Below are 18,485 nucleotides of genomic sequence, written 5' to 3'. Positions count from 1 at the left end.
CGTCACTACAACGAACCAGCCAAGCATGTGAAGTGGAAGTACTTCGATCCGTCGCGCATGATTACTTCTGAATCAATCATTCAGTCCGCCAGCGCTTCGCCAGCTGACAATTGCGGTTTCTGGGACCGCGCCAGCAGCAAGGTCAAGACGGCAGAAAGAACAAGCAGGGCAGCCACAAAGTAAAGACCACCCGCATAACTGCCAGTCGTTTTTTTGATCCAGCCAATCATTGCTGGGCCGGCAAATCCACCGAGATTGCCAATCGAGTTGATGGTGGCGATGCCAGTGGCGGCCGCAGCCCCGGATAGGAACATCGTCGGCATGCTCCATAGCGCTGGTTTGGCGCAGCTAATGCCGATATTGACGAGGGTCAGTGCGGCGATCAAGCCAATAATGCTGTTGGCGGAAGCAGCGACCACCAGTCCGATAACGGCTGCTAGACAGGCCAAAACGACGTGCCAGGTTCGCTCACCGGTGCGGTCGGAGTGGCGTGACCATAAAACCATGGCGACAACGGAAACAAGTGGTGGGATCGCATTCAGCCAGCCTACGGCCATGTTCGATACGCCGAGTTGCTTGATGATCTGTGGCGCCCATATGCCCATGGTGTACAAACCAGCCGACGTGCCGAAGTAGACAAACGCCAGCACGAGCACCCTGGGATTCGTCAGGCCAGCCACGATGCTGTGCTTTGCCGTCCCTGCTTTGCTGGCAGATTCGGCTTTCATGGCATCAACAATCCAGGTACGTTCGTCGTCCTTCAACCAGCGTGCCTTTTCAGGCTTGTCGGTCATGTAGAAAAGGACCACCACCGCGAGAATCAAAGCTGGGATCGCCTCGATGATGAAAATCCATTGCCAGCCGTTCAACCCCATGACACCGTGCATCTTGAGCAGGCCAGCCGTGATGGGCGAGCCTATGGCCGTTGAAAGAGGGGCAGCGGCCATGAAAAACGAGGTGACGCCAGCGCGATGACGGGCCGGGAACCAGTAACTGATGTACAAGATGATGCCCGGAAAGAAGCCTGCCTCCGCAGCGCCCAACAAAAAGCGCATGACATAAAAGCTTGTTGGCCCCTCGACGAATGCCATGCCTCCGGAAACGAGTCCCCAGGTCACCATGACACGGGCAATCCAAACGCGCGCGCCGAATTTGTGCAGGGCAATATTTGATGGAACCTCAAAGAAAAAGTAGCCCCAGAAGAAAATGCCCGCCCCGAATCCGAACATTGAAGCGGTGAGGCCCAAGTCACCCCTCATGGTCAGCCCTGCCATACCTATATTGACGCGGTCAATGTAGGCAACGAAATACAGCAGCATGATGAACGGCGTGATGCGCCACGATATCTTGCGCATCGTCCTTTTTTCGATATTCGGTTCCATGGGGATGTCTCCTGTTTTGTCGGTCAGGCAGCTTTGCGCCGCGAGCTGGCAAACAGCTGGCCGCATACGGCCTGCGTGACGTCTGCCGTGGTGGCATTCCCGCCCAGGTCGCGGGTGTGCAACGCCGGGTTGGCGGTGACCTGCTCGATGGCGCGCATCACGCGCCTGGCAGCCTCGGTCTCGCCCAAGTGGTCAAGCAGCATCACGACCGACCAGAAGGTGCCGACCGGATTGGCCAGGCCTTTGCCCATGATGTCGAAGGCCGAACCATGGATCGGTTCGAACATCGACGGGTAGCGGTGTTCGGGGTCGATGTTGCCGGTCGGCGCGATGCCCAGACTGCCCGCAAGGGCCGCGGCCAGATCGCTCAGGATATCGGCATGCAGGTTGGTCGCAACAATGGTATCGAGCGAGGCCGGGCGGTTGATCATGCGTGCCGTCGAAGCATCGACGAGTTCCTTGTCCCACGTAACGTCCGAAAATTCCCTGGATACCTGCAGCGCGATTTCGTCCCACATCACCATCGCGTGGCGCTGGGCGTTGCTCTTGGTGATGACGGTCAGCAGCTTGCGCGGTCGCGACTGCGCCAGCTTGAAGGCGAAGCGCATGATGCGCTCGACACCCACGCGGGTCATCATCGAAACGTCGGTGGCGGCCTCGATCGGATGGCCCTGGTGGACGCGACCGCCTACGCCCGAATACTCGCCTTCGGAGTTTTCGCGCACGATGACCCAGTCCAGGTCTTCGGTCTTGCAGCGTTTGAGCGGGCCGTCGATGCCTGGCAGGATGCGGGTGGGGCGAACGTTGGCGTACTGGTCGAAGCCCTGGCAGATCTTCAGGCGCAGGCCCCACAGCGTGATGTGGTCGGGGATGTGCGGGTCGCCGGCCGAGCCGAAGAGAATGGCGTCCTTGTCGCGAAGCGCGTCCAGGCCATCCTCCGGCATCATGACGCCGTGCTGACGGAAGTAGTCGCCGCCCCAGTCGAAATTCTCGAACTCGAATTTGAACTGGCCGTTGCCCGCGGCCAGGGCTTCCAGGACTTGCTGGCCGGCAGGTACGACTTCCTTGCCGATCCCGTCACCGGGGATGGTGGCGATTTTGTATGTCTTCATGGGGCGTCTCCGTGGGTGGGGGGTGAAGAATATCGATACTTTAGGCGCTGGACAGGACTCACACACGCCGCTAAAGTGAATCCATCGTTAACCTGGATTCAATAGTGGAGTGAACATGACGGGTGATATTCAACCGGCAGATCTCGGTTTCTTTTCTACGCTGGCCAGCGCTGGCAGCCTGAGTGCTGCAGCGCGAGAGCTTGGCGTCACGACGCCCGCCGTGAGCAAACATCTGGCGCTGATGGAGTCACGCGTCGGTGTATCGCTGGTCAACAGGACGACGCGGCGCATGGGCCTGACGCCCGAAGGCGAGCTGTACCTGGAGCATGCGCGCCGTATCCTGGGTGAGATTGACGACATGGAAGAGTTGATTGGTGTGGCCAAGGCTGTGCCGAAAGGCCTGCTCAGGGTGAATGCGACGCTTGGGTTCGGGCGCAGTCACGTGGCGCCGCTCATCTCCAGGTTCGCCCGCAAGCACCCTCAGGTCGAGGTGCAGTTGCAGCTGTCGGTCAATCCACCCCCTCTGACGGACGACTCGTTCGATGTCTGCATTCGGTTCGGCGCCCCGCCGGACGCGCGCGTGATCGCGAGGCATATCGCACCGAACCGCAGGCTGCTCTGTGCCTCGCCGGCCTATCTTGCCAAACATGGAACACCCAAAGTTCCAAACGACCTGACCCGGCACAACTGCATCGGCATCCGGCAGGGCGAGGAGGCGTATGGTGTGTGGCGCTTGACAAGCGGTCGTGGCAAAACCGTGGCCACCGAAGCGATCAAGACCCGAGGAAACCTGACGACCAACGATGGCGAGATCGCCGTCAACTGGGCGCTCGACGGCCACGGCATCCTGATGCGCGCCGAATGGGATGTCGAGCGCTACTTGCGCAATGGGCGCCTTGTGCAGGTGCTGCCTCAGTACTACACGCCCGATGCGGACATCTACGCGGTCTATCCGCAGCGTCACCAGCTTGCCGCACGGGTCCGGACATTTGTCGACCTTGTTGCGTTGTCTTTTGCGCAGCAGGCGGCATCTGGCAAATCGTGACCATGACAGTGACTCATTAGGCGCGATGCGCTTTGTAGATAGAAAAGAGGCTGTAGCCTATACGGGCTCTTCACGAGCAGCTATTAAAACAGGAGCGATCGGGTTGCTGCATCTGCTGCGGCCTGCCCCGCTTATAGTGGGAGCGACAAGAGCGACACCACGCAGACCCGATGCAGCAAGACGAGCAAATCACCCTGATCCGGCGCGCGCTGTCGCTGATCGATACCCATGGCAGCGAGCGCGGCGAGCCGGCCGTGAGTCCTATTGGTCGCTACCTCGATCCAGCGCGGTATGCGCGCGAGGTGGAACGCATCTTTCGCCAGCACCCGCTGGCGCTGTGCCCGTCGGCATCGCTGGCCCAGCCTGGCGATTCACTGGCCCTCGACGTGGCGGGCCTGCCGCTGCTTCTGGTGCGCGGGGAGGGCGGGCAGATCAATGGTTTCGTCAATGCCTGCCGGCACCGCGGCACACGGCTGCAGCCACCCGGCGTGACGAGCCAGCGTGCCTTTGTGTGCCCTCAGAACTCAGTCTTGAGGACGATGAATTTATCTCCAGATTGATCCTCGGACATAACTCGGTCCTTGAGCATCGGGTGCGGTGGGTAACCGGGCGACGCCGCGGAGATAACCTGCTGGCTCACTTTTGGAGCCGGCGGACGCGCCACAATCCTCAAGGAAACCTGAAAACTGGTGCTACCTTGCCCTGCGCCAACCGACATCGGCTGCATCAATGTAACCAAGGCAATGAAGATGGTTGAAGCGAAACATCGCTTCGCCCTCACGAACCCGGTAAGGGGACGCCGTCTTATGTTCAACGTCAATGGCTTCATTCCACGTTCCCGGGAGCAGTGGAAGAGCGTCGTAGTGTGACGGTTCGGTTATGCCGCCATTGGCGCAGGAATCGCGTCGTCAAATGCATAGAGCTGAGGGATGGCCTCGGGCGACGAATGCGCCAGCGCTTCCTCGAAGCTGAGCAGGGTGATGTCGCCGTGGGCTATTTCCGGTGCGTCCACGCTGTTATCGCGGCGGTTTGGTCTCAAGTACCAGTCGGTCTTGACAGACTGTGACGCGCGGGCTCCGCTTGAATAAATTCCCCGCAACGCCAGCCCTACACGCATCGCAGGCATCGCGCCGCAGGACACGGCTTTGGCCATGGCGCGCAGCGTGGCAGGGGGGACCTGGCACTCGACGAGCCAGTCATCGTCGATGCCGCCACTGTGACGCGCGAGCCCTACACTGGCGTGCGTGTAGTGCGGCGCCTTACCCAGCATTTGCGCCAGTTCTTTATGCTTGAGCCATATCCCGTCGTCAAGCGCGTGAAAGCCGATAGCCAGCGTGCAAGCCGCGTTGTCGGGGTCGCCAATGACTGCAATCGACCTGTCTTCAAGTGTGGCGATGCCTCGCACGAACAATGGCGACTCGGGTGTCAACCCGAGGCAGTCACCGTCAAAGCGCAACAGGTTAGCTTCGCTGGACGTCTGAAGTTGCCGGGCGTGCAGATACATCGTACGCCTTGGATTCAGGCAGTAAGTCTGTTCCCCGCCGTCGCGCGTTTCAACAACTAGTTTGTCCCCGTCTTCGGCCTTCACCTTGACTGGAATTGTGTTCCCGCTCATTCTCGTCCTCCGTTCGACGCTGACTCGTCGTTCAATGACTTTGCCCGTAAGCACTTATCGAGCAGTCGTCCGATGGCCCGGTTATGCAGTCATCATAGTAAGGCTCGTGTCCTGAAATTCATTCTGCTCAGGGTCTTCCTCGGACGGACGGTGCAGGTCAATCGAGGCCAAGTCGAAGCTGAGACGCGTAATATCGCCGTGGGCCATTTGCGGCGCGTCGGTGCCACTGTCTTTGGGATTCGGTTTCAGAAACCAGTCAGTCAGCGCGGATGGTCGGCTCCAGTCATCCGAATAGACCCCGCGCATTGCCAGCCCTAACGTCATGGCGCGCAGTGTGCCGGAAGACACAGCGCTGGAGATGGCCCGCAGCGTGTCAGCGGCAAGTTCGCACTCAACGAACCAGTCGTTGTTATCAATTTCCGGTTGGCGATGGATGTAGCCTAAGGTGACGTGGGTATAACGTGCCGTCGTACCTTGCTTGAGCGCCAACGCCTGGCGCTGTTTTCTTACCTCTTCATCGAACGCATTGAAGCCGATGCTGAACTCGCGCGATTTGGTGCCAGGCGCCCCCATGACCGAAATTGACCCGCCCCCAAGAGTCGCCTTGCCCCGCACGTAGAACGATGGGTCAGGCGCGGACCCAGGCTTGCCATTGCCAGTGCTGAACACGCACCCTTCTTCCTTGCACACCAGACCATTGCACGCCAGGCCCATCTCGTGGCACAACTGCAACTCCTGGACGTACAGATACATCGTCCTATGGGTGTTCAATTTGTAAGTTTGCTTCTTGCCAGCAGAGACTTCCATGACTAAAGAACCCGGGCCATCGGACCTTATCTTCGGAGCCGCATTTTTCTCAATCATTTCATGCTTCCGGTTGATGCCCGGGAATGGGCGGGAAGCCCAAGAGCCGTCGCTTTGCCGGGGTAACTAGATTTGGGTGCCACATCAATAACGACTCAACCCGAATATGCGCTTGAACGCGTGGTTGAATTTGATAAATGTCAATACCCTTTGCGAAGGCTCGAGCGACGTGGCCAAGCTGCAACTTAAATTTCAGAACCGCTGGCGATGTAGGTTTGGACCCGCCTGAAGCCCGCCCGCTCGCAAATGAACTTCAGGTCGCGCATCACCAGCTTGCCGGTTCCTCCGACGTTGACGGCTCGCAGGAGAGCAATGAAAACAGTCATCGAAAAATTCTAGCCACCTTGGCCGAGGGGTTGAGTGTCTGCGTCTGCTCGAATGCGGTCGTAACACAGGCCCAGCCCACCGGTATTCGGTAGCGGCCATCTCGGCATGCGTCACTTCGCCAGCGTATGCAGCGGAATGTCTTTTTCCACCGCCAGCTTGTCGAGCTGCTTGCGCGTGCGCGTCAGCAAAAAGGCCGCGATGGCCCGGTGTGTCGCCGGCGCGAACATGGCACGCATGTCGGCGCTGGCCACGCCGGCCGCCGCGCACAGCGCTGCGGCAAAGTGCGGCTCCAGCGCAGCCACGGCCACGCGGCCGTCCTTGCAGGGATACACGCGGTAACCTGCGTGGGCGCCGCCGACCGAGCCGGTGGGCAGCGTCAGGCCCCACGTGCGGGGCAGCGCGAGGTAGCCCGCGGCGCTTGACAGCGCGACTTCGATGAACACGCCTTTGCCTTTAGCCCGCTGCGCCAGCGTCGCCTGCAAGACGGCTTCGCTGGCCATCAGCGAGCCGCCCATGTCGGCGTACAACGTGGGCGGCAGTTCCAATCCATTGACCAGGCCGTTGTCGGCGAGGTAGGTCAGGTCGTGGCCGGGTTCTTCGGCGCGAACGCCGGGCGCGCCGACGATGGCAACTTGCGACAGGTCGGGGTATTGCTTGTGCAGGGCTTTCCAGCCGAGCTTCAACTTCTCCAGCGCGGAAGGGCGAAAGGAAGTGAGCAGCACATCGGCCCTGGCCAGCGCGCGGTGCAGCGCCTTCTGGCCCGCCTCGGTCTTGAGGTCGGCGCTCGATACCTTCACGCCCTCGTGCAGTTGCGCGTAGGCGGCCTTGTTGTAGTGGCCCATCGGGTCGCCGGAGGGCGGCTCGAGCTTGATGCAGCTGGCGCCCATCTGGCGGCAGCGCATCAGCGCCGCCGGGCCGGGCAGGTTGACGGCGAGGCTGAGAACGCGGATGCCCTTGAGGGGCTGGGGTGGTTTAAGCGATGGCGTGGGCATAAGCAATTTGCTATAAATTAAGGAGCTACTCGCGCATGTATCATAAGGGCTTGAGCGCTATTTCTCTTAAATTTATTACAAACGGCGGCTGCGCGCCGACCCGGTCAGTTCGTCTCCATTGGCAGGCCCACGTAGTTTTCGGCCAGCGCGGTGGACGCGGCACGCGAATGCACGAGGTAGTCGAGCTCGGCCTCCTGGATCTTCTGGCCGAACTCGCCCGTGTCGGGAAACTTGTGCATCAGCGAGGTGAACCACCACGAGAAGCGCGCGGCTTTCCAGACGCGGCGCAGGCAGTGGTCGGAGTAGTGGTCGATGCCGACGCTGGACTTCTCCTTATAGAACTCGATCAGCGCCTTTGACAGGTAGCTCACGTCCGAGGTTGCAAGGTTCAGCCCCTTGGCGCCGGTGGGCGGCACGATGTGTGCCGCGTCGCCAGCCAGGAACAGGCGGCCGAAGCGCATCGGCTCCGCCACAAAGCTGCGCAGCGGCGCGATGCTTTTTTCGATGGAAGGGCCGGTGACCAGGTGCTCGGCCGCCTCGGGATCCAGGCGCAGGCGCAGCTCGTTCCAGAAGGCCTCGTCGCTCCAGTTGGCCACCTTCTCGTCCATCGAGCACTGCAGGTAGTAGCGGCTGCGGTGGGTACTGCGCATGCTGCACAGCGCAAAGCCGCGCTGGCTGTTGGCGTAGATCAGCTCGTGCGCCACGGGCGGCGCATCGACCATGATGCCGAGCCAGCCGAACGGGTACACCTTCTCGTAGGTGCGCAAGGCACTGGCCGGCACGCTGGCGCGGCTGACGCCGTGGTAGCCGTCGCAGCCGGCGATGAAGTCGCACTCGATCTCATGCGTCTGGCCGTCCTTCTCGTAGCGCACGGTCGGCCTGGCGCCGTCGAAGTCGTGCACGCTGACGTTGCCGGCCTCATACACCGTGGTGAGGCCCGCGGCCTGGCGCGCATTCATCAGGTCGTGCGTGACCTCGGTCTGGCCATAGACCATGACCTTGCTGCCGCCCGTGAGCTCGCGCATGTCGATGCGGTGGCGCTGGCCCTTGAACAGCAGGTTGATGCCGTCGTGGATCAGGCCCTCCACGTGCATGCGCGCGCCGACACCTGCTTCGTCGAGCAGGTCCATGGTGATCTGCTCGAGCACCCCGGCGCGGATGCGCCCGAGCACGTAGTCGGCGCTTTTGCGCTCCACGATCACGGCGTCCACACCGGCCTTGTGCAGCAACTGGCCGAGCAGCAGGCCCGAGGGACCCGCACCGATGATGGCAACCTGCGTACGCATGATGTATCTCCTTGTCCTTGTTTGAATCCCGCTAGGTTAGGCCGGGCGCTGCCGCTGCGCCAGCCCTCGCGATGGGACAGTGTGCGATGATTGTGATAGTTGCGCGATGATCGCGCAGTCAGCGAGGCACCAGGCATGGACAGCAACACGGGTATCGCCAAGGCGGATTTGATTGAGGGCATGGCCCGCGGCATGGCCGTGCTGGAGAGTTTCAGCACCGAGCGCCAGCGGCTCAACGCCACGCTGGCGGCGCAGCGCGCCGGGATGACACGTGCGGCGGCGCGCCGGCATCTGCTCACGCTCGCGCATCTGGGCTATCTGGAGACCGATGGTAGCTATTTCTGGCTGTCGTCCAAGGTGCTGCGCTTTTCGGGCAGCTACCTGGCATCGGCGCGCCTGCCGCGTGTGCTGCAGCCCACGCTGAACCGGCTGGCCGCGCAGACGGCCGAGTCGTTCTCGGCCGTGGTGCTGGACGGCGAACAGGTGGTGATCGTGGCGCGCAGCGGCTCGACCCGCGTGCTGGCTTACGGCCTGCACCTGGGCGCACGGCTGCCGGCCCACGCGACCTCGACGGGCCGGGTATTGCTGGCCGCCAGGCGCAAAAGCGATTTCAACGCCTGGATGAAGGGCGAAGGGCAGCCCGGGGGCCGCGAGCTGCCGCGCCTGACGTCGCACACGGTGGTGGAGCCGAAGAAATTCCGCGCCCTGATCGAGCAGGTACGCGCCGACGACTACTGCGTGGCCAGCGAGGAGCACGAACTCGGCGTGCATGCGCTCGCAGTGCCGCTGCGCAACATGCAGGGCCGCACCGTGGCGGCACTCAACGTGGTGGCCTCACCGCAGCGGCTGGAGGCGGGCGTGATGCAGCGCGATTTGCTGCCGTTGTTGCTGGAAGCGGCGCGGGAGCTGCGCCCGCTGTTGTAGCTTCGTCATGGCGAGCCGACGAATGAGCCGTTCGTGGGCTACGGGCCGTTCGTGATGAATTCCGAGGCCGAAATCCGGCAGGCGTTTTTCGACTTTCAGAGCGGCCGCATGGGCCGGATCGCGGCCGCGGCTTCTGCTTGAGGGGTCGTTGCGTTAGACCCCGAGGTGCTGGCTCAGCACCTCGGGCCTGGCCAGCAGCTCGGCTGACGTACCGGAGAACGCCACCTGGCCCTTGACCAGGATCACGTTGCGGTCGGTGATCTGGGTGACCTGCTTCCAGTTCTTGTCCACGATCACGCTGCTGAGGCCGCTCTCGCGAATCACGCCACAGATGCGCCAGATTTCGCGCGCGATCAGTGGCGCCAGACCCTCGGTGGCTTCGTCGAGGATCAGCACATCGGGATTGGTCATGAGCGCGCGGCCGATGGTCAGCATCTGCTGCTCGCCGCCCGAGAGCTGCTGGCCGCCGTGGTTCAGCCGCTCCGTCAGGCGCGGAAAGGTGTCGAGCACGCGCTCGTAGGTCCAGTCGCGCTGCCCCTGCGTGCCCGCGCGCGCCGCCATTTTCAAGTTTTCCACCACGCTCAGATTGCCAAAGATGCCGCGGCCTTCGGGCACGTAGGCGATACCGAGCTGCGCAATCTCGTAGGGCGCGCGCCCCATCATCGATCGGCCCATGATCTCGACCGAGCCCGAGCGCGGCTTGACCAGGCCCATCAGGCTTTTGAGCAGAGTGCTCTTGCCCATGCCGTTGCGGCCCATCAGGCCGATGGTTTCTCCGCGCGCCACCGCAAAATCGATGCCGCGCAGGATGTGGCTGGCGCCGTAGTAGGTGTTGAGTTTTTGGGCGTTGATCAGCATCGGTGCCATGTCAATGCTCCTCGCCCAGATAGGCCGCCTGCACACCCGCGTCGGCGCGTATTTCCGCCGGCGTGCCGCTGGCGATCACCTGGCCGTTCACCATGACGGTGAGCCGGTCGGCCAGTGCGAAGACGGCGTCCATGTCGTGCTCGACCAGCAGCATGGCGTGCTCGCGCTTGATGAGCAGCAACAGCGCCACCATGCGTTCGGCCTCCGCCACGCCCATGCCGGCCAGCGGCTCGTCGAGCAGCAGCACCTGCGGCTCGGTGGCCAGCGTCATGGCGATCTCGAGCTGGCGCTGCTCGCCGTGGCTGATGGTGCTGGCCACCGCACGCCGCCGGTCTTTCAAGCCGGAAAGCTCGATAGCCCTTTCGCAGCGTGCATGAGTAGCTACTGATTTCGTAGCGACACGGCGGGTGTCGGAGAACCAGCCGAGCGGGTTCCATGGGCTTTGGGCCTCGCGTGACTGGGCCGCCAGCCGCACGTTGTCCCATACCGTGAAGGGCAGAAAGATATTCGTCTTCTGGTAGCTGCGGCCCAGTCCCTGGTGCGAGATCCGCTCGGGCGCCCAGCCCGTCACGTCCTTGCCACCGATGGACACCGAGCCCGTGGTCGGCGGCAGGTCGCCGGACAGCAGGTGGGTCAATGTCGATTTGCCGGCGCCATTGGGGCCGATCACGGCGTGAATGCGGTTGCGCCACAAATCAATGGAGACGTCGTTGACCGCGGCCAGGCCACCAAAGCGTTTGACGAGGTTGGTGGCGGACAGGAGGACTTCACTCACCGGCGCTCTCCTTGCGCGGGCGCAGGCGTTGAACCAGGCCGAGCAGCCCGCGCGGCGCAAACGTCACGACCAGGACGATGAACAGGCCTATCCACAACTGCCAGTGTTTGCCCAGATTGATACCGCCGACCTGCGGCAGATCCTTGAACACGTTCAGCAGGACCTCGAACGCAAACGCACCGACAATCGCCCCGGCGAAATTGCCCATGCCGCCCAGGATCACCATCATGAGGGCGTCGGCGCTCATGTAAAAACCCATCAGCTCGGGATTCATGTAGCCGGTCTGGCAGCCCCAGAGATAGCCCGCGAGCCCGGCCAGCGCACCGGCCAGCGTAAAGGCCGAGAGCTTGTAGCCAAAGGTGCCGAAGCCCATGGCGCGCATGCGGTGCTCGTTCACGCGAATGCCGGCGAGCGCGCGGCCAAAAGGACTCCACAGCAGGCGGCGCAGGAACACATAGACCAGCAGCATGAGGGCCAGCGTGACGTAGTACATCGTCGCCTTGCTGTCCAGATCGAACGGCACCCAGCCGAAGATGCTGGCATCGGGCTTGAAGTTGATGTACAGCCCGTCGGAGCCGCCCAGCACCTTGTTGTCGAAGAACAGGTAGAACACCATCTGCGCGAATGCCATGGTGACCATGATGAAGTAGATGCCCTGGGTGCGCACCACGAAGAAGCCGATGATGAGCGCCGCCAGGCCCGAGGCCGCCACGGCGGCCGGCAGCGTCCACCACAGGCTGACCGCGGCGCCCGCAGGAGTCAAAAAGGCCAGTGCATAGCCTGCCAGCCCGAAGTAGGCGGCATGACCGAGCGACACCAGGCCGGTGACGCCCTGCAGCAAGTCCAGGCTCATCGCAAAAATCGCCATGATCATCATGCGCGTGACCATCTGCGTATAAAAATCGCTGCCGGCAAACGGGAAGGCGAGCAGCGCTCCCAGACCGAGCGTCAGCGCCACCTGCACGCTTCGCGGCAGAACCTCCAGATTGGCCTTTGGCGCGCTCATGTAGCCCCCACGCTTGCCGCTGCGCGTGCGGCGCTGCCCCCCGAGGGGGCCTTCGTACCTTGGAGCGGTCCTGCGTTACTCATTGCTTGAACAAACCTTGCGGCTTCCACAGCAGCACGGCGGCCATCAGCATGTACACCAGCATGCCCGATATGTGCGGCAGCAGGACCTTGCCGAAGGTGTCCACCAGGCCCACCAGCAGCGCCGCGATCAGCGCACCGCGCACCGAGCCAATGCCGCCAATCACCACTACCACGAAGCACATGATCAGCACCTGCGAGCCCATGTTGGGATAGACGCTGGAAACGGGCGCGGCAATCATGCCTGCCACCGAGGCCAGCGCGACACCCAGCGCAAACACGATCGCGTGGATCAGCTTGATGTTGACGCCCAGCGCCTCGGTCATGTCGCGGTTGAAGGCACCGGCGCGAATCTTCATGCCCAGGCGGGTTTTCGAGATCAGCAAATACAGTCCGATGGCCAGTGCCACGCAGACACCGGAGATGACCAGCCGGTACACGGGGTACGACAGGGTGTCGGTCAGCGGGATGGAGGCAGCGAGGACATCCGGAATCGGCACGCTGTGCACATCGTCACCCCACAGGATGGAGCGCATTTCTTCAAAAATGTAGATCAGGCCAAACGTCAGCAGCACCTGGTCCAGATGGTCGCGCTCGTAAAAGTGGCGAAACAGCAGCCACTCCAGCGCCAGGCCAAAAATGACCGACAACACGGCGCCGCAGGCGATGGCCACAGCGAGGCTGCCCAGCAGGCTGCTGAGCGAATACGCCAGGTAGGCGCCCAGCATGTAAAAGCTGCCGTGCGCGAGGTTGACCACCCCTATGATGCCGAAGATCAGCGTGAGCCCGGCGGCCAGCATGAACAGCAGCAGGCCGTACTGCACGCTGTTGAGGAGCTGGATGAGGAAGGTGGGGAAGTCCATCAGTGAGAAATGAAAACGGCGGATGAGCTCCGCCGTTGATCGGTGCACCGCGCACCAAGCGAGTTTAACGCGGCATCACACCATCTTGCAGCCGGCGCCGCTGTCCGAGAGGGCCTTGGCCGCGACGCCGAGCACCTTGTTTTCGCGGTTCTCGACCACGCGCAGGTAGATGTCCTGCACCGGGTTGTGGGCTTTGCTCATGGTCCACTTGCCGCGCGGGCTGTCGATGGTGGCGGTCTCCATCGCCTTGTAGAACGCAGGCTTGCTGGCCAGATCACCCTTCACAGCGTTCGCGCCATGCACCAGCAGCAGGCCCGTGTCGTAGCCCTGCACCGCGTAAACGTCGGGCTGCGAGCGAAACGCCTTGGCGTACGCCAGACGGAAGGAATGGTTGCGCGGCGTATTCAGGGAATCGCTGTAATGCAGGGTGGTCATGATGCCGTCGGCGGCCGGACCGGCGGCGTCCAGCACGCCTTCGGTCAGGAAGCCCGAGCCGTACAGCGGAATCTTGCCTTTGAGGCCGGCAGCGGCATAGTCCTTCATGAACTTGACGGCACCGCCACCGGCAAAGAAGCAGGCCACCGCGTCGGGTTTGAGCGCGGCAATCTCGGTCAGCAATGCCTGGAACTCGACGTTGGGGAAGGGCAGCCCGAGCTCCTTGACAATGGTGCCGCCGGCCTTGGTGTAGCTTTCCTTGAAGCCGCCAAACGCTTCGTCGCCCGCAGCGTATTTCCAGGTGATCCAGACTGCCTTCTTGTGGCCCCTGTCCATCAACACCTTGCCCAGCGCGAGCGTTGGCTGCGAGTTGGTGAAGCTGGTGCGGAACACATTGGGTGCGCACAGGGCGCGGGTGGCGGCCTCCACGCCGGCGTTGGGGATCAGGCTGAGCACGCCGGACTCGCGTGCCACCTTTTGGATGCCCATCTGCACGCCGGAGTGAACGGTGCCGACCAGCACATCGACCTTGTCGCGCTGCACCAGCTTGTTGGCATTTTCGATGGCCTTGGACGGATCGGACTCGTCATCCACCTTGAAGTATTCAATCTCGCGGCCGCCCAGCTTGCCGCCCTGCTCGTCAATCGCCATGCGAAAGCCGTTTTCGATCGCCACGCCGAGCTGTGCATAGGTGCCCGTGTAGGGCAGCATCAGGCCGACGCGCACCTTGTTGCCTTGCGCGCGGGCGATTGCAGGCAGCAGCAGGCCGGTAGAGGTGGCGCCGATGAGGGCGGCACTTTGGGTTAAAACGAGGCGGCGAGAGGTCATGAAAACTCCTTGGGTCATGCAGCGAAATACGGTGTTTGCATGTTACCGGCCTCAGGCCCCCCAGACCCTAGTGAAAAACCCGAAGTTTAGAGATGAATTGTTGAAGGTTAAATGAAATGCGCCGGCACACGTGAGCCGGACTCACGCCGCTGCGATTGCCCGGGCCAGCCATTCGTGGCACCAGGCGGTGCCCTCGGCCTCTGCCATCGTGCCGCTGCTGGCGTCGTGGCACCAGACCTCACCCACCCGCTGCGCGCCAAGGTCCTGCAGTCGCTCGTCGAATTTCTTGCCGCCGAAGCAGAAGGTCTGCTGGTGGGCGCTGTCGCCCAGCGCGATCACACCGTAGCGGACGTGCCCGAGGTACCGAGGCTGCGCGTCGAGCGACTCGTACAGGGCGCGCGCGTTGTCGGGTACATCACCGGCTCCGTAGGTCGAGGTGCAAATGAGATGGAGCAGCCCTTGTTCGGACGCATCGCCAAAGGCATGGATATCCAGGCCGTCCATCATCAGGACCTCGATCTCGTCCACCAGATCGGCGCAATCCATCTGGATGGCCTGCGCGACGTAGTCGGCGGTGCCCGTCATGGTTCCCACCAGGATTTTGAGTTTCATCAGTCAGTTCTCGAAAGAGGGGGTGGTCATTTGCCCGAGATCAGCTCAGCAGCAGAAAAATCAGCGTCAAGGTGGCCGGCAAGGCCTGCACAAACAGGATTTTTCGTGACGCCGTGGCCGCACCGTACACGCCGGCCACCAACACGCATATGGAAAAAAATACCTTGATCGAGAACCCGGCCTGACCCAGGCTCAAACCCCAGAACAGCCCAGCAGCCAAAAAGCCGTTGTACAGCCCCTGGTTGGCCGCTAGCACCTTCGTCTGCGCGGCGGAGGCAGGCGTCTGGTTGAAGGCCCGGAGCCCCAGCGGCTTGTCCCAGAGGAACATCTCCAGCATGAGGATGTAGACGTGCAGCAAGGCGAGAAGGGCGACGAGGGTATTGGCAATCAAGGTCACTGGATGTTCCTGAAAACGGAGGCGCCGCGTGGGCCGGTGGCGAGTCAGGCGCGATACTACCTGCGGTCACCAGGGCTGTCGATCTCGATGTTCCGGCACCGGTGCGCCGCGCGACCGTAGTGTTTGGTGCTCACCCCACCTTGGCACCTCGCTCGCTGAGCAGTTCGCGCAGCAGCGAGCGGTGGCAATGCGCCTCGTCTTCGCAATAGCAACCCATGGCGAAGTTGGCGTGGTGGGACAGCGCAGCGAGCAGGTCCAGGCTGCGGCTGGCATCCGGCTCGGCCATTTCCGCGCGGTATTTTTTTCTGAAGGCCGCCCACTCGCGAGCGCCACCAGGCTGGTCATGCTGGGTGGCCTGTGCGAACTTCATGGTTTCCACGCTGGGGGCGAGATTGGGGTACCACACGTCATACCAATTCTGCGATGAGAACTCGGCCTTGGGCACGCCGCGCGGTGGTCGCCTGACCGTGCCGATGCGAAGGCCCTCGTCAGCCGTTCTCGGCGTGCCGAGCCGGATGATGCGTGCGGTCATTGCAATCTCCTTCTGGATAACAAGCGTTGGCGGGTACTTTACGTCGTTCGGCTCGCCGCGGTTGTTTTGCACCCGGGCTGATTTTGCGGACCGATACGGCCCTTGTCACACGGCTCTCACGGTAGAATACCCGCTGTCGGGGCGTAGCGCAGCCTGGTAGCGCATCTGGTTTGGGACCAGAGGGTCGAAGGTTCGAATCCTTTCGCCCCGACCATTTATCAATGAAAAAAAGGCTCACTCCGTGGGCCTTTTTTCCATCTGCCCGTAGCTCAGTTGGATAGAGCAACAGCCTTCTAAGCTGTGGGTCGGGGGTTCGATCCCCTCCGGGCAGACCAAATCGGCATATCACCCCGTATCAAGCCGTCTCAAACTCCCCCATGGTTCTCGGTGTTGTCGGTTTTTTCGTCTCACGTCCGGAGCAACTGCTTCAGGCAAGGAAGCGCTCGACCAGCCTGACCCAGTAGCTGGCCCCGATCGGCAGAATCGCGTCGTTGAAGTCGTAGCCGGGGTTGTGCACCATGCAGCCGCCTTCGCCGTCCCCGTTGCCGATCGTGAAGTAGCAGCCCGGCTTTTCTTCGAGCATGAAGGAGAAGTCTTCACTGCCGGTCAGCGGCTCCATGTCGGGGATCAGCGACGCCTCGCCGAAGTGGTCTATCGCGACCTGGCGCGCGAACGCGGTCATGGCCGGATCGTTCTGCAGCGCCGGGTAGCGCCACTGGTAGTCGATTTCGGCGCTGGCGCCCAGTGTTTGCGCCTGTGCCTGCACCAGCGCGGTGATGCGTTCGCGCAACTGGGCGCGCACCTCGGGGCTGTAGGCCCGCACAGTCAGGCGCATCTCGGCTGTATCGGCGATCACGTTGGGCGCATTGCCGGCGTGGATGGCGCCGACGCTGATGACCGCCATCTGCCGTGGATCGACATTGCGCGAGACAATGCTCTGCAGCGCGATGACGATGTACGACGCCACCACCACGGCGTCGATCGACATGTGCGGCGCCGAGCCATGGCCGCCCCGGCCCTTGACCGTGATGATCACAGTGTCGGACGAAGCCATGAAGTTGCCGGCGAGGAAACCGAATTTGCCAGCCGGGAAGCCCGGCATGTTGTGGTACGCGAAGACCGCATCGCACGGAAACTTCTCGAACAGGCCATCCTCGATCATCTTGCGCGCGCCGGCCTGGCCTTCTTCGGCCGGCTGGAAAATCAGGTGCACGGTGCCATCGAAGTCGCTCTGGTGTGCCAGGTGGCGCGCCGCCGCCAGCAGCGTGGCGGTGTGGCCGTCGTGGCCGCAGGCGTGCATCTTGCCGCCGACCGTACTGGCATAGGACAGGCCGGTGGTTTCGTGAATGGGCAGTGCGTCCATATCCGCGCGCACGCCGATCGCCTTGCTGCCATGGCCTTTCGTCAAAGTGGCGACCACGCCCGTCCCGCCCAAGCCGCGATGGATGGCGTAGCCCCAGGCCCGCAGCTTCTCGGTGACGAGATCGCTCGTAGCGAACTCCTCGTAGGCCAGTTCGGGGTGCGCATGGATTCGGTGGCGCAGCGCCAGCATCTCCGGCAGGTTATCGACGATGTCAGGCAAAAGGGCGCTATCAGTGGTCATGTGTGTTCCTCTCGGGTCCGCCGGCGGCGCCACGGAATGCATCGCACGTGCGATACCTGTGCAGGTCTGGCCTCGGGCGAGTCCCACGCATTTTAGATTCTGTCGCGATGTGGGTGGCCGGCCAGCTCTCGGATGGCGCTGCACCGATCGGAGGGCATTTCGCGGAGCACCTCTGCGATTAGCTCCAAGGTTCTAACCGGCTCGATTGGCAGGTGCGCCTATACAACAGTGCTGCCTAAATTTCGTTCTGTTCGCGAGCGGCGCGCCGGATGCCACGGCCCTGTTGGTACACTTTTCCAAACCAGAAAAATGAGGGGGCAATTTGCGTGATCAAGAAGCAGGGGCGAGTCCCGTCCTTGCGGAGTTCTCTTTGCTTTCCTTGTTCAATCTGTTTTTCAAACTCCCGTCTCAAGCGAAGAGGACATCTGATCGTTCTCGCGCCGCCGGTGATTCTGCGGCTCGTCGGTCCGAACATGGGCAACAGGCAGCGGCACGTGCCAGGATGGTTGCCAATCGCGAGCTGGTGTTCAAGATAGTGCGTGATGCGATGCTCCTGTCCGAGGTTCTTTCGGGAAGCTACAAATTCAAGGTTCTCTCGTTGAGCCGAAAAGGCAACAAGTTCGCCGTTTTGATGGATACATCGGCACCCCTGCAGGGCGGCCCAGGTCGGCAAGTGGAAGTCGAATCGCTGGTCATCCGGCTGGCCGAGAGACGGCACGGGATTGTCGTCACGGCCATGTACTGGCGTTCGGTTGACCGCCAAGGTGCGGTTGCTGTGATGCAGGCCCCTCGCACTACCCGCGTGAATTTCGAGACTCGCGATGCGCTTGCCCGCGTGAACGCTGTGGGTCAGTCTGACCTGAGCTCAACGAATTTTGGCGAAATAAATTAACGAACATGAATCCGCAAATACCCTTGCTTCCAGCATTCATGCGAATTA

The 18,485-nt window shown here is 62.2% G+C and carries 19 protein-coding genes, 2 tRNA genes and 2 pseudogenes; 7 read left to right on the top strand and 16 right to left on the bottom strand.

Going from position 1 to position 18,485, the window contains the following annotated elements; all coding sequences use genetic code 11:
- Nucleotides 1-80 precede the first annotated feature (80 nt).
- On the bottom strand, nucleotides 81-1,382 hold the full coding sequence (locus EUB48_RS11200) for an MFS transporter (protein ID WP_142819166.1): 1,302 nt from the start codon (nucleotides 1,380-1,382) through the stop codon (nucleotides 81-83).
- A gap of 23 nt (nucleotides 1,383-1,405) precedes the next feature.
- Nucleotides 1,406-2,494, bottom strand: coding sequence for a tartrate dehydrogenase (locus EUB48_RS11195; protein WP_142819164.1), 1,089 nt, complete (start codon nucleotides 2,492-2,494; stop codon nucleotides 1,406-1,408).
- A gap of 115 nt (nucleotides 2,495-2,609) precedes the next feature.
- Between EUB48_RS11195 and EUB48_RS11190 the strand changes: the two genes are divergently transcribed.
- Nucleotides 2,610-3,539, top strand: coding sequence for a LysR substrate-binding domain-containing protein (locus tag EUB48_RS11190; protein ID WP_142819162.1), 930 nt, complete (start codon nucleotides 2,610-2,612; stop codon nucleotides 3,537-3,539).
- Nucleotides 3,540-3,709: 170 nt separating this feature from the next.
- Nucleotides 3,710-4,099, top strand: coding sequence for a Rieske 2Fe-2S domain-containing protein (locus EUB48_RS11185; protein ID WP_142819160.1), 390 nt, complete (start codon nucleotides 3,710-3,712; stop codon nucleotides 4,097-4,099).
- Between the two features lie 317 nt (nucleotides 4,100-4,416).
- Here the strand turns inward: EUB48_RS11185 and EUB48_RS11180 are convergent, their stop codons facing one another.
- From EUB48_RS11180 to pobA, 5 genes and pseudogenes are all read right to left on the bottom strand, one after another.
- On the bottom strand, nucleotides 4,417-5,154 hold the full coding sequence (locus tag EUB48_RS11180; protein WP_142819158.1) for a hypothetical protein: 738 nt from the start codon (nucleotides 5,152-5,154) through the stop codon (nucleotides 4,417-4,419).
- Between the two features lie 81 nt (nucleotides 5,155-5,235).
- Nucleotides 5,236-6,018, bottom strand: coding sequence for a hypothetical protein (locus tag EUB48_RS11175; RefSeq protein ID WP_142819156.1), 783 nt, complete (start codon nucleotides 6,016-6,018; stop codon nucleotides 5,236-5,238).
- A 188-nt stretch (nucleotides 6,019-6,206) separates the two neighbouring features.
- Nucleotides 6,207-6,344, bottom strand: a pseudogene (locus tag EUB48_RS11170) (DUF1697 domain-containing protein); the annotation flags it as partial.
- Between the two features lie 111 nt (nucleotides 6,345-6,455).
- Nucleotides 6,456-7,337: a CoA transferase gene (locus EUB48_RS11165; protein WP_142819152.1), complete on the bottom strand. Its 882-nt coding sequence runs from the start codon at nucleotides 7,335-7,337 to the stop codon at nucleotides 6,456-6,458.
- A 104-nt stretch (nucleotides 7,338-7,441) separates the two neighbouring features.
- On the bottom strand, nucleotides 7,442-8,623 hold the full coding sequence (gene pobA / locus EUB48_RS11160) for a 4-hydroxybenzoate 3-monooxygenase (protein ID WP_142819150.1): 1,182 nt from the start codon (nucleotides 8,621-8,623) through the stop codon (nucleotides 7,442-7,444).
- Between the two features lie 135 nt (nucleotides 8,624-8,758).
- Between pobA and EUB48_RS11155 the strand changes: the two genes are divergently transcribed.
- Entirely contained in the window at nucleotides 8,759-9,547 is a 789-nt protein-coding gene (locus EUB48_RS11155; protein WP_142819147.1) for an IclR family transcriptional regulator domain-containing protein, read from the top strand.
- 9 nt (nucleotides 9,548-9,556) lie between these two features.
- Nucleotides 9,557-9,688, top strand: a pseudogene (locus EUB48_RS11150) (pirin-like C-terminal cupin domain-containing protein); the annotation flags it as partial.
- A gap of 12 nt (nucleotides 9,689-9,700) precedes the next feature.
- Here EUB48_RS11150 and EUB48_RS11145 read toward each other — a convergent pair.
- The 8 genes from EUB48_RS11145 to EUB48_RS11110 form a co-directional block, all read right to left on the bottom strand.
- Entirely contained in the window at nucleotides 9,701-10,414 is a 714-nt protein-coding gene (locus tag EUB48_RS11145) for an ABC transporter ATP-binding protein (RefSeq protein WP_142819143.1), read from the bottom strand.
- A 1-nt stretch (nucleotide 10,415) separates the two neighbouring features.
- Entirely contained in the window at nucleotides 10,416-11,189 is a 774-nt protein-coding gene (locus EUB48_RS11140; protein ID WP_142819141.1) for an ABC transporter ATP-binding protein, read from the bottom strand.
- Nucleotides 11,182-12,195 (bottom strand): branched-chain amino acid ABC transporter permease, encoded by a 1,014-nt coding sequence (locus tag EUB48_RS11135; protein WP_142819139.1) that lies wholly within the window; start codon nucleotides 12,193-12,195, stop codon nucleotides 11,182-11,184. Before EUB48_RS11135 ends, EUB48_RS11140 begins: the two co-directional genes overlap by 8 nt.
- Before the next feature lie 79 nt (nucleotides 12,196-12,274).
- Nucleotides 12,275-13,138, bottom strand: a complete 864-nt coding sequence (locus tag EUB48_RS11130) for a branched-chain amino acid ABC transporter permease (protein WP_142819137.1) — start codon at nucleotides 13,136-13,138, stop codon at nucleotides 12,275-12,277.
- A gap of 75 nt (nucleotides 13,139-13,213) precedes the next feature.
- Nucleotides 13,214-14,401 (bottom strand): ABC transporter substrate-binding protein, encoded by a 1,188-nt coding sequence (locus EUB48_RS11125; RefSeq protein WP_142819135.1) that lies wholly within the window; start codon nucleotides 14,399-14,401, stop codon nucleotides 13,214-13,216.
- Between the two features lie 141 nt (nucleotides 14,402-14,542).
- Nucleotides 14,543-15,013 (bottom strand): flavodoxin domain-containing protein, encoded by a 471-nt coding sequence (locus EUB48_RS11120; protein ID WP_142819133.1) that lies wholly within the window; start codon nucleotides 15,011-15,013, stop codon nucleotides 14,543-14,545.
- Nucleotides 15,014-15,053: 40 nt separating this feature from the next.
- The gene (locus EUB48_RS11115) at nucleotides 15,054-15,410 is read right to left on the bottom strand and encodes a DUF1304 domain-containing protein (protein ID WP_142819131.1); all 357 of its coding nucleotides are present in this window, start codon (nucleotides 15,408-15,410) and stop codon (nucleotides 15,054-15,056) included.
- A gap of 130 nt (nucleotides 15,411-15,540) precedes the next feature.
- Nucleotides 15,541-15,942 carry a DUF488 domain-containing protein gene (locus EUB48_RS11110; protein WP_142819129.1) on the bottom strand — a complete coding sequence of 134 codons (402 nt, stop codon included), beginning with the start codon at nucleotides 15,940-15,942 and terminating at the stop codon, nucleotides 15,541-15,543.
- A 137-nt stretch (nucleotides 15,943-16,079) separates the two neighbouring features.
- On the opposite strand from EUB48_RS11110, the gene EUB48_RS11105 reads away from it, so the two are divergent.
- A tRNA-Pro gene (locus EUB48_RS11105) sits at nucleotides 16,080-16,156 on the top strand.
- Nucleotides 16,157-16,200: 44 nt separating this feature from the next.
- Nucleotides 16,201-16,277 (top strand) — tRNA-Arg (locus EUB48_RS11100).
- A gap of 92 nt (nucleotides 16,278-16,369) precedes the next feature.
- Here EUB48_RS11100 and EUB48_RS11095 read toward each other — a convergent pair.
- Nucleotides 16,370-17,545, bottom strand: coding sequence for a M20 aminoacylase family protein (locus EUB48_RS11095; protein WP_142819127.1), 1,176 nt, complete (start codon nucleotides 17,543-17,545; stop codon nucleotides 16,370-16,372).
- A gap of 322 nt (nucleotides 17,546-17,867) precedes the next feature.
- On the opposite strand from EUB48_RS11095, the gene EUB48_RS11090 reads away from it, so the two are divergent.
- Nucleotides 17,868-18,437 (top strand): hypothetical protein, encoded by a 570-nt coding sequence (locus EUB48_RS11090; protein WP_142819125.1) that lies wholly within the window; start codon nucleotides 17,868-17,870, stop codon nucleotides 18,435-18,437.
- The last annotated feature ends 48 nt before the right edge of the window (nucleotides 18,438-18,485 follow it).

Source organism: Rhodoferax sediminis, assembly GCF_006970865.1.
In the GTDB taxonomy this organism is placed as follows: Bacteria; Pseudomonadota; Gammaproteobacteria; order Burkholderiales; family Burkholderiaceae_C; genus Rhodoferax_A; species Rhodoferax_A sediminis.
The sequence above is the reverse complement of the archived record's forward strand: the minus strand, read 5'-3'. Positions and strand labels throughout refer to the sequence as shown.

What these genes read in the sequence shown, in the direction of transcription:
- EUB48_RS11200 (WP_142819166.1), bottom strand. Translation starts at nt 1,382, where the DNA reads ATGGAACCGAATATCGAAAAAAGGACGATGCGCAAGATATCGTGGCGC.
- EUB48_RS11195 (WP_142819164.1), bottom strand. Translation starts at nt 2,494, where the DNA reads ATGAAGACATACAAAATCGCCACCATCCCCGGTGACGGGATCGGCAAG.
- EUB48_RS11190 (WP_142819162.1), top strand. Translation starts at nt 2,610, where the DNA reads ATGACGGGTGATATTCAACCGGCAGATCTCGGTTTCTTTTCTACGCTG.
- EUB48_RS11185 (WP_142819160.1), top strand. Translation starts at nt 3,710, where the DNA reads ATGCAGCAAGACGAGCAAATCACCCTGATCCGGCGCGCGCTGTCGCTG.
- EUB48_RS11180 (WP_142819158.1), bottom strand. Translation starts at nt 5,154, where the DNA reads ATGAGCGGGAACACAATTCCAGTCAAGGTGAAGGCCGAAGACGGGGAC.
- EUB48_RS11175 (WP_142819156.1), bottom strand. Translation starts at nt 6,018, where the DNA reads ATGATTGAGAAAAATGCGGCTCCGAAGATAAGGTCCGATGGCCCGGGT.
- EUB48_RS11165 (WP_142819152.1), bottom strand. Translation starts at nt 7,337, where the DNA reads ATGCCCACGCCATCGCTTAAACCACCCCAGCCCCTCAAGGGCATCCGC.
- pobA (WP_142819150.1), bottom strand. Translation starts at nt 8,623, where the DNA reads ATGCGTACGCAGGTTGCCATCATCGGTGCGGGTCCCTCGGGCCTGCTG.
- EUB48_RS11155 (WP_142819147.1), top strand. Translation starts at nt 8,759, where the DNA reads ATGGACAGCAACACGGGTATCGCCAAGGCGGATTTGATTGAGGGCATG.
- EUB48_RS11145 (WP_142819143.1), bottom strand. Translation starts at nt 10,414, where the DNA reads ATGGCACCGATGCTGATCAACGCCCAAAAACTCAACACCTACTACGGC.
- EUB48_RS11135 (WP_142819139.1), bottom strand. Translation starts at nt 12,195, where the DNA reads ATGAGCGCGCCAAAGGCCAATCTGGAGGTTCTGCCGCGAAGCGTGCAG.
- EUB48_RS11130 (WP_142819137.1), bottom strand. Translation starts at nt 13,138, where the DNA reads ATGGACTTCCCCACCTTCCTCATCCAGCTCCTCAACAGCGTGCAGTAC.
- EUB48_RS11125 (WP_142819135.1), bottom strand. Translation starts at nt 14,401, where the DNA reads ATGACCTCTCGCCGCCTCGTTTTAACCCAAAGTGCCGCCCTCATCGGC.
- EUB48_RS11120 (WP_142819133.1), bottom strand. Translation starts at nt 15,013, where the DNA reads ATGAAACTCAAAATCCTGGTGGGAACCATGACGGGCACCGCCGACTAC.
- EUB48_RS11110 (WP_142819129.1), bottom strand. Translation starts at nt 15,942, where the DNA reads ATGACCGCACGCATCATCCGGCTCGGCACGCCGAGAACGGCTGACGAG.
- EUB48_RS11095 (WP_142819127.1), bottom strand. Translation starts at nt 17,545, where the DNA reads ATGACCACTGATAGCGCCCTTTTGCCTGACATCGTCGATAACCTGCCG.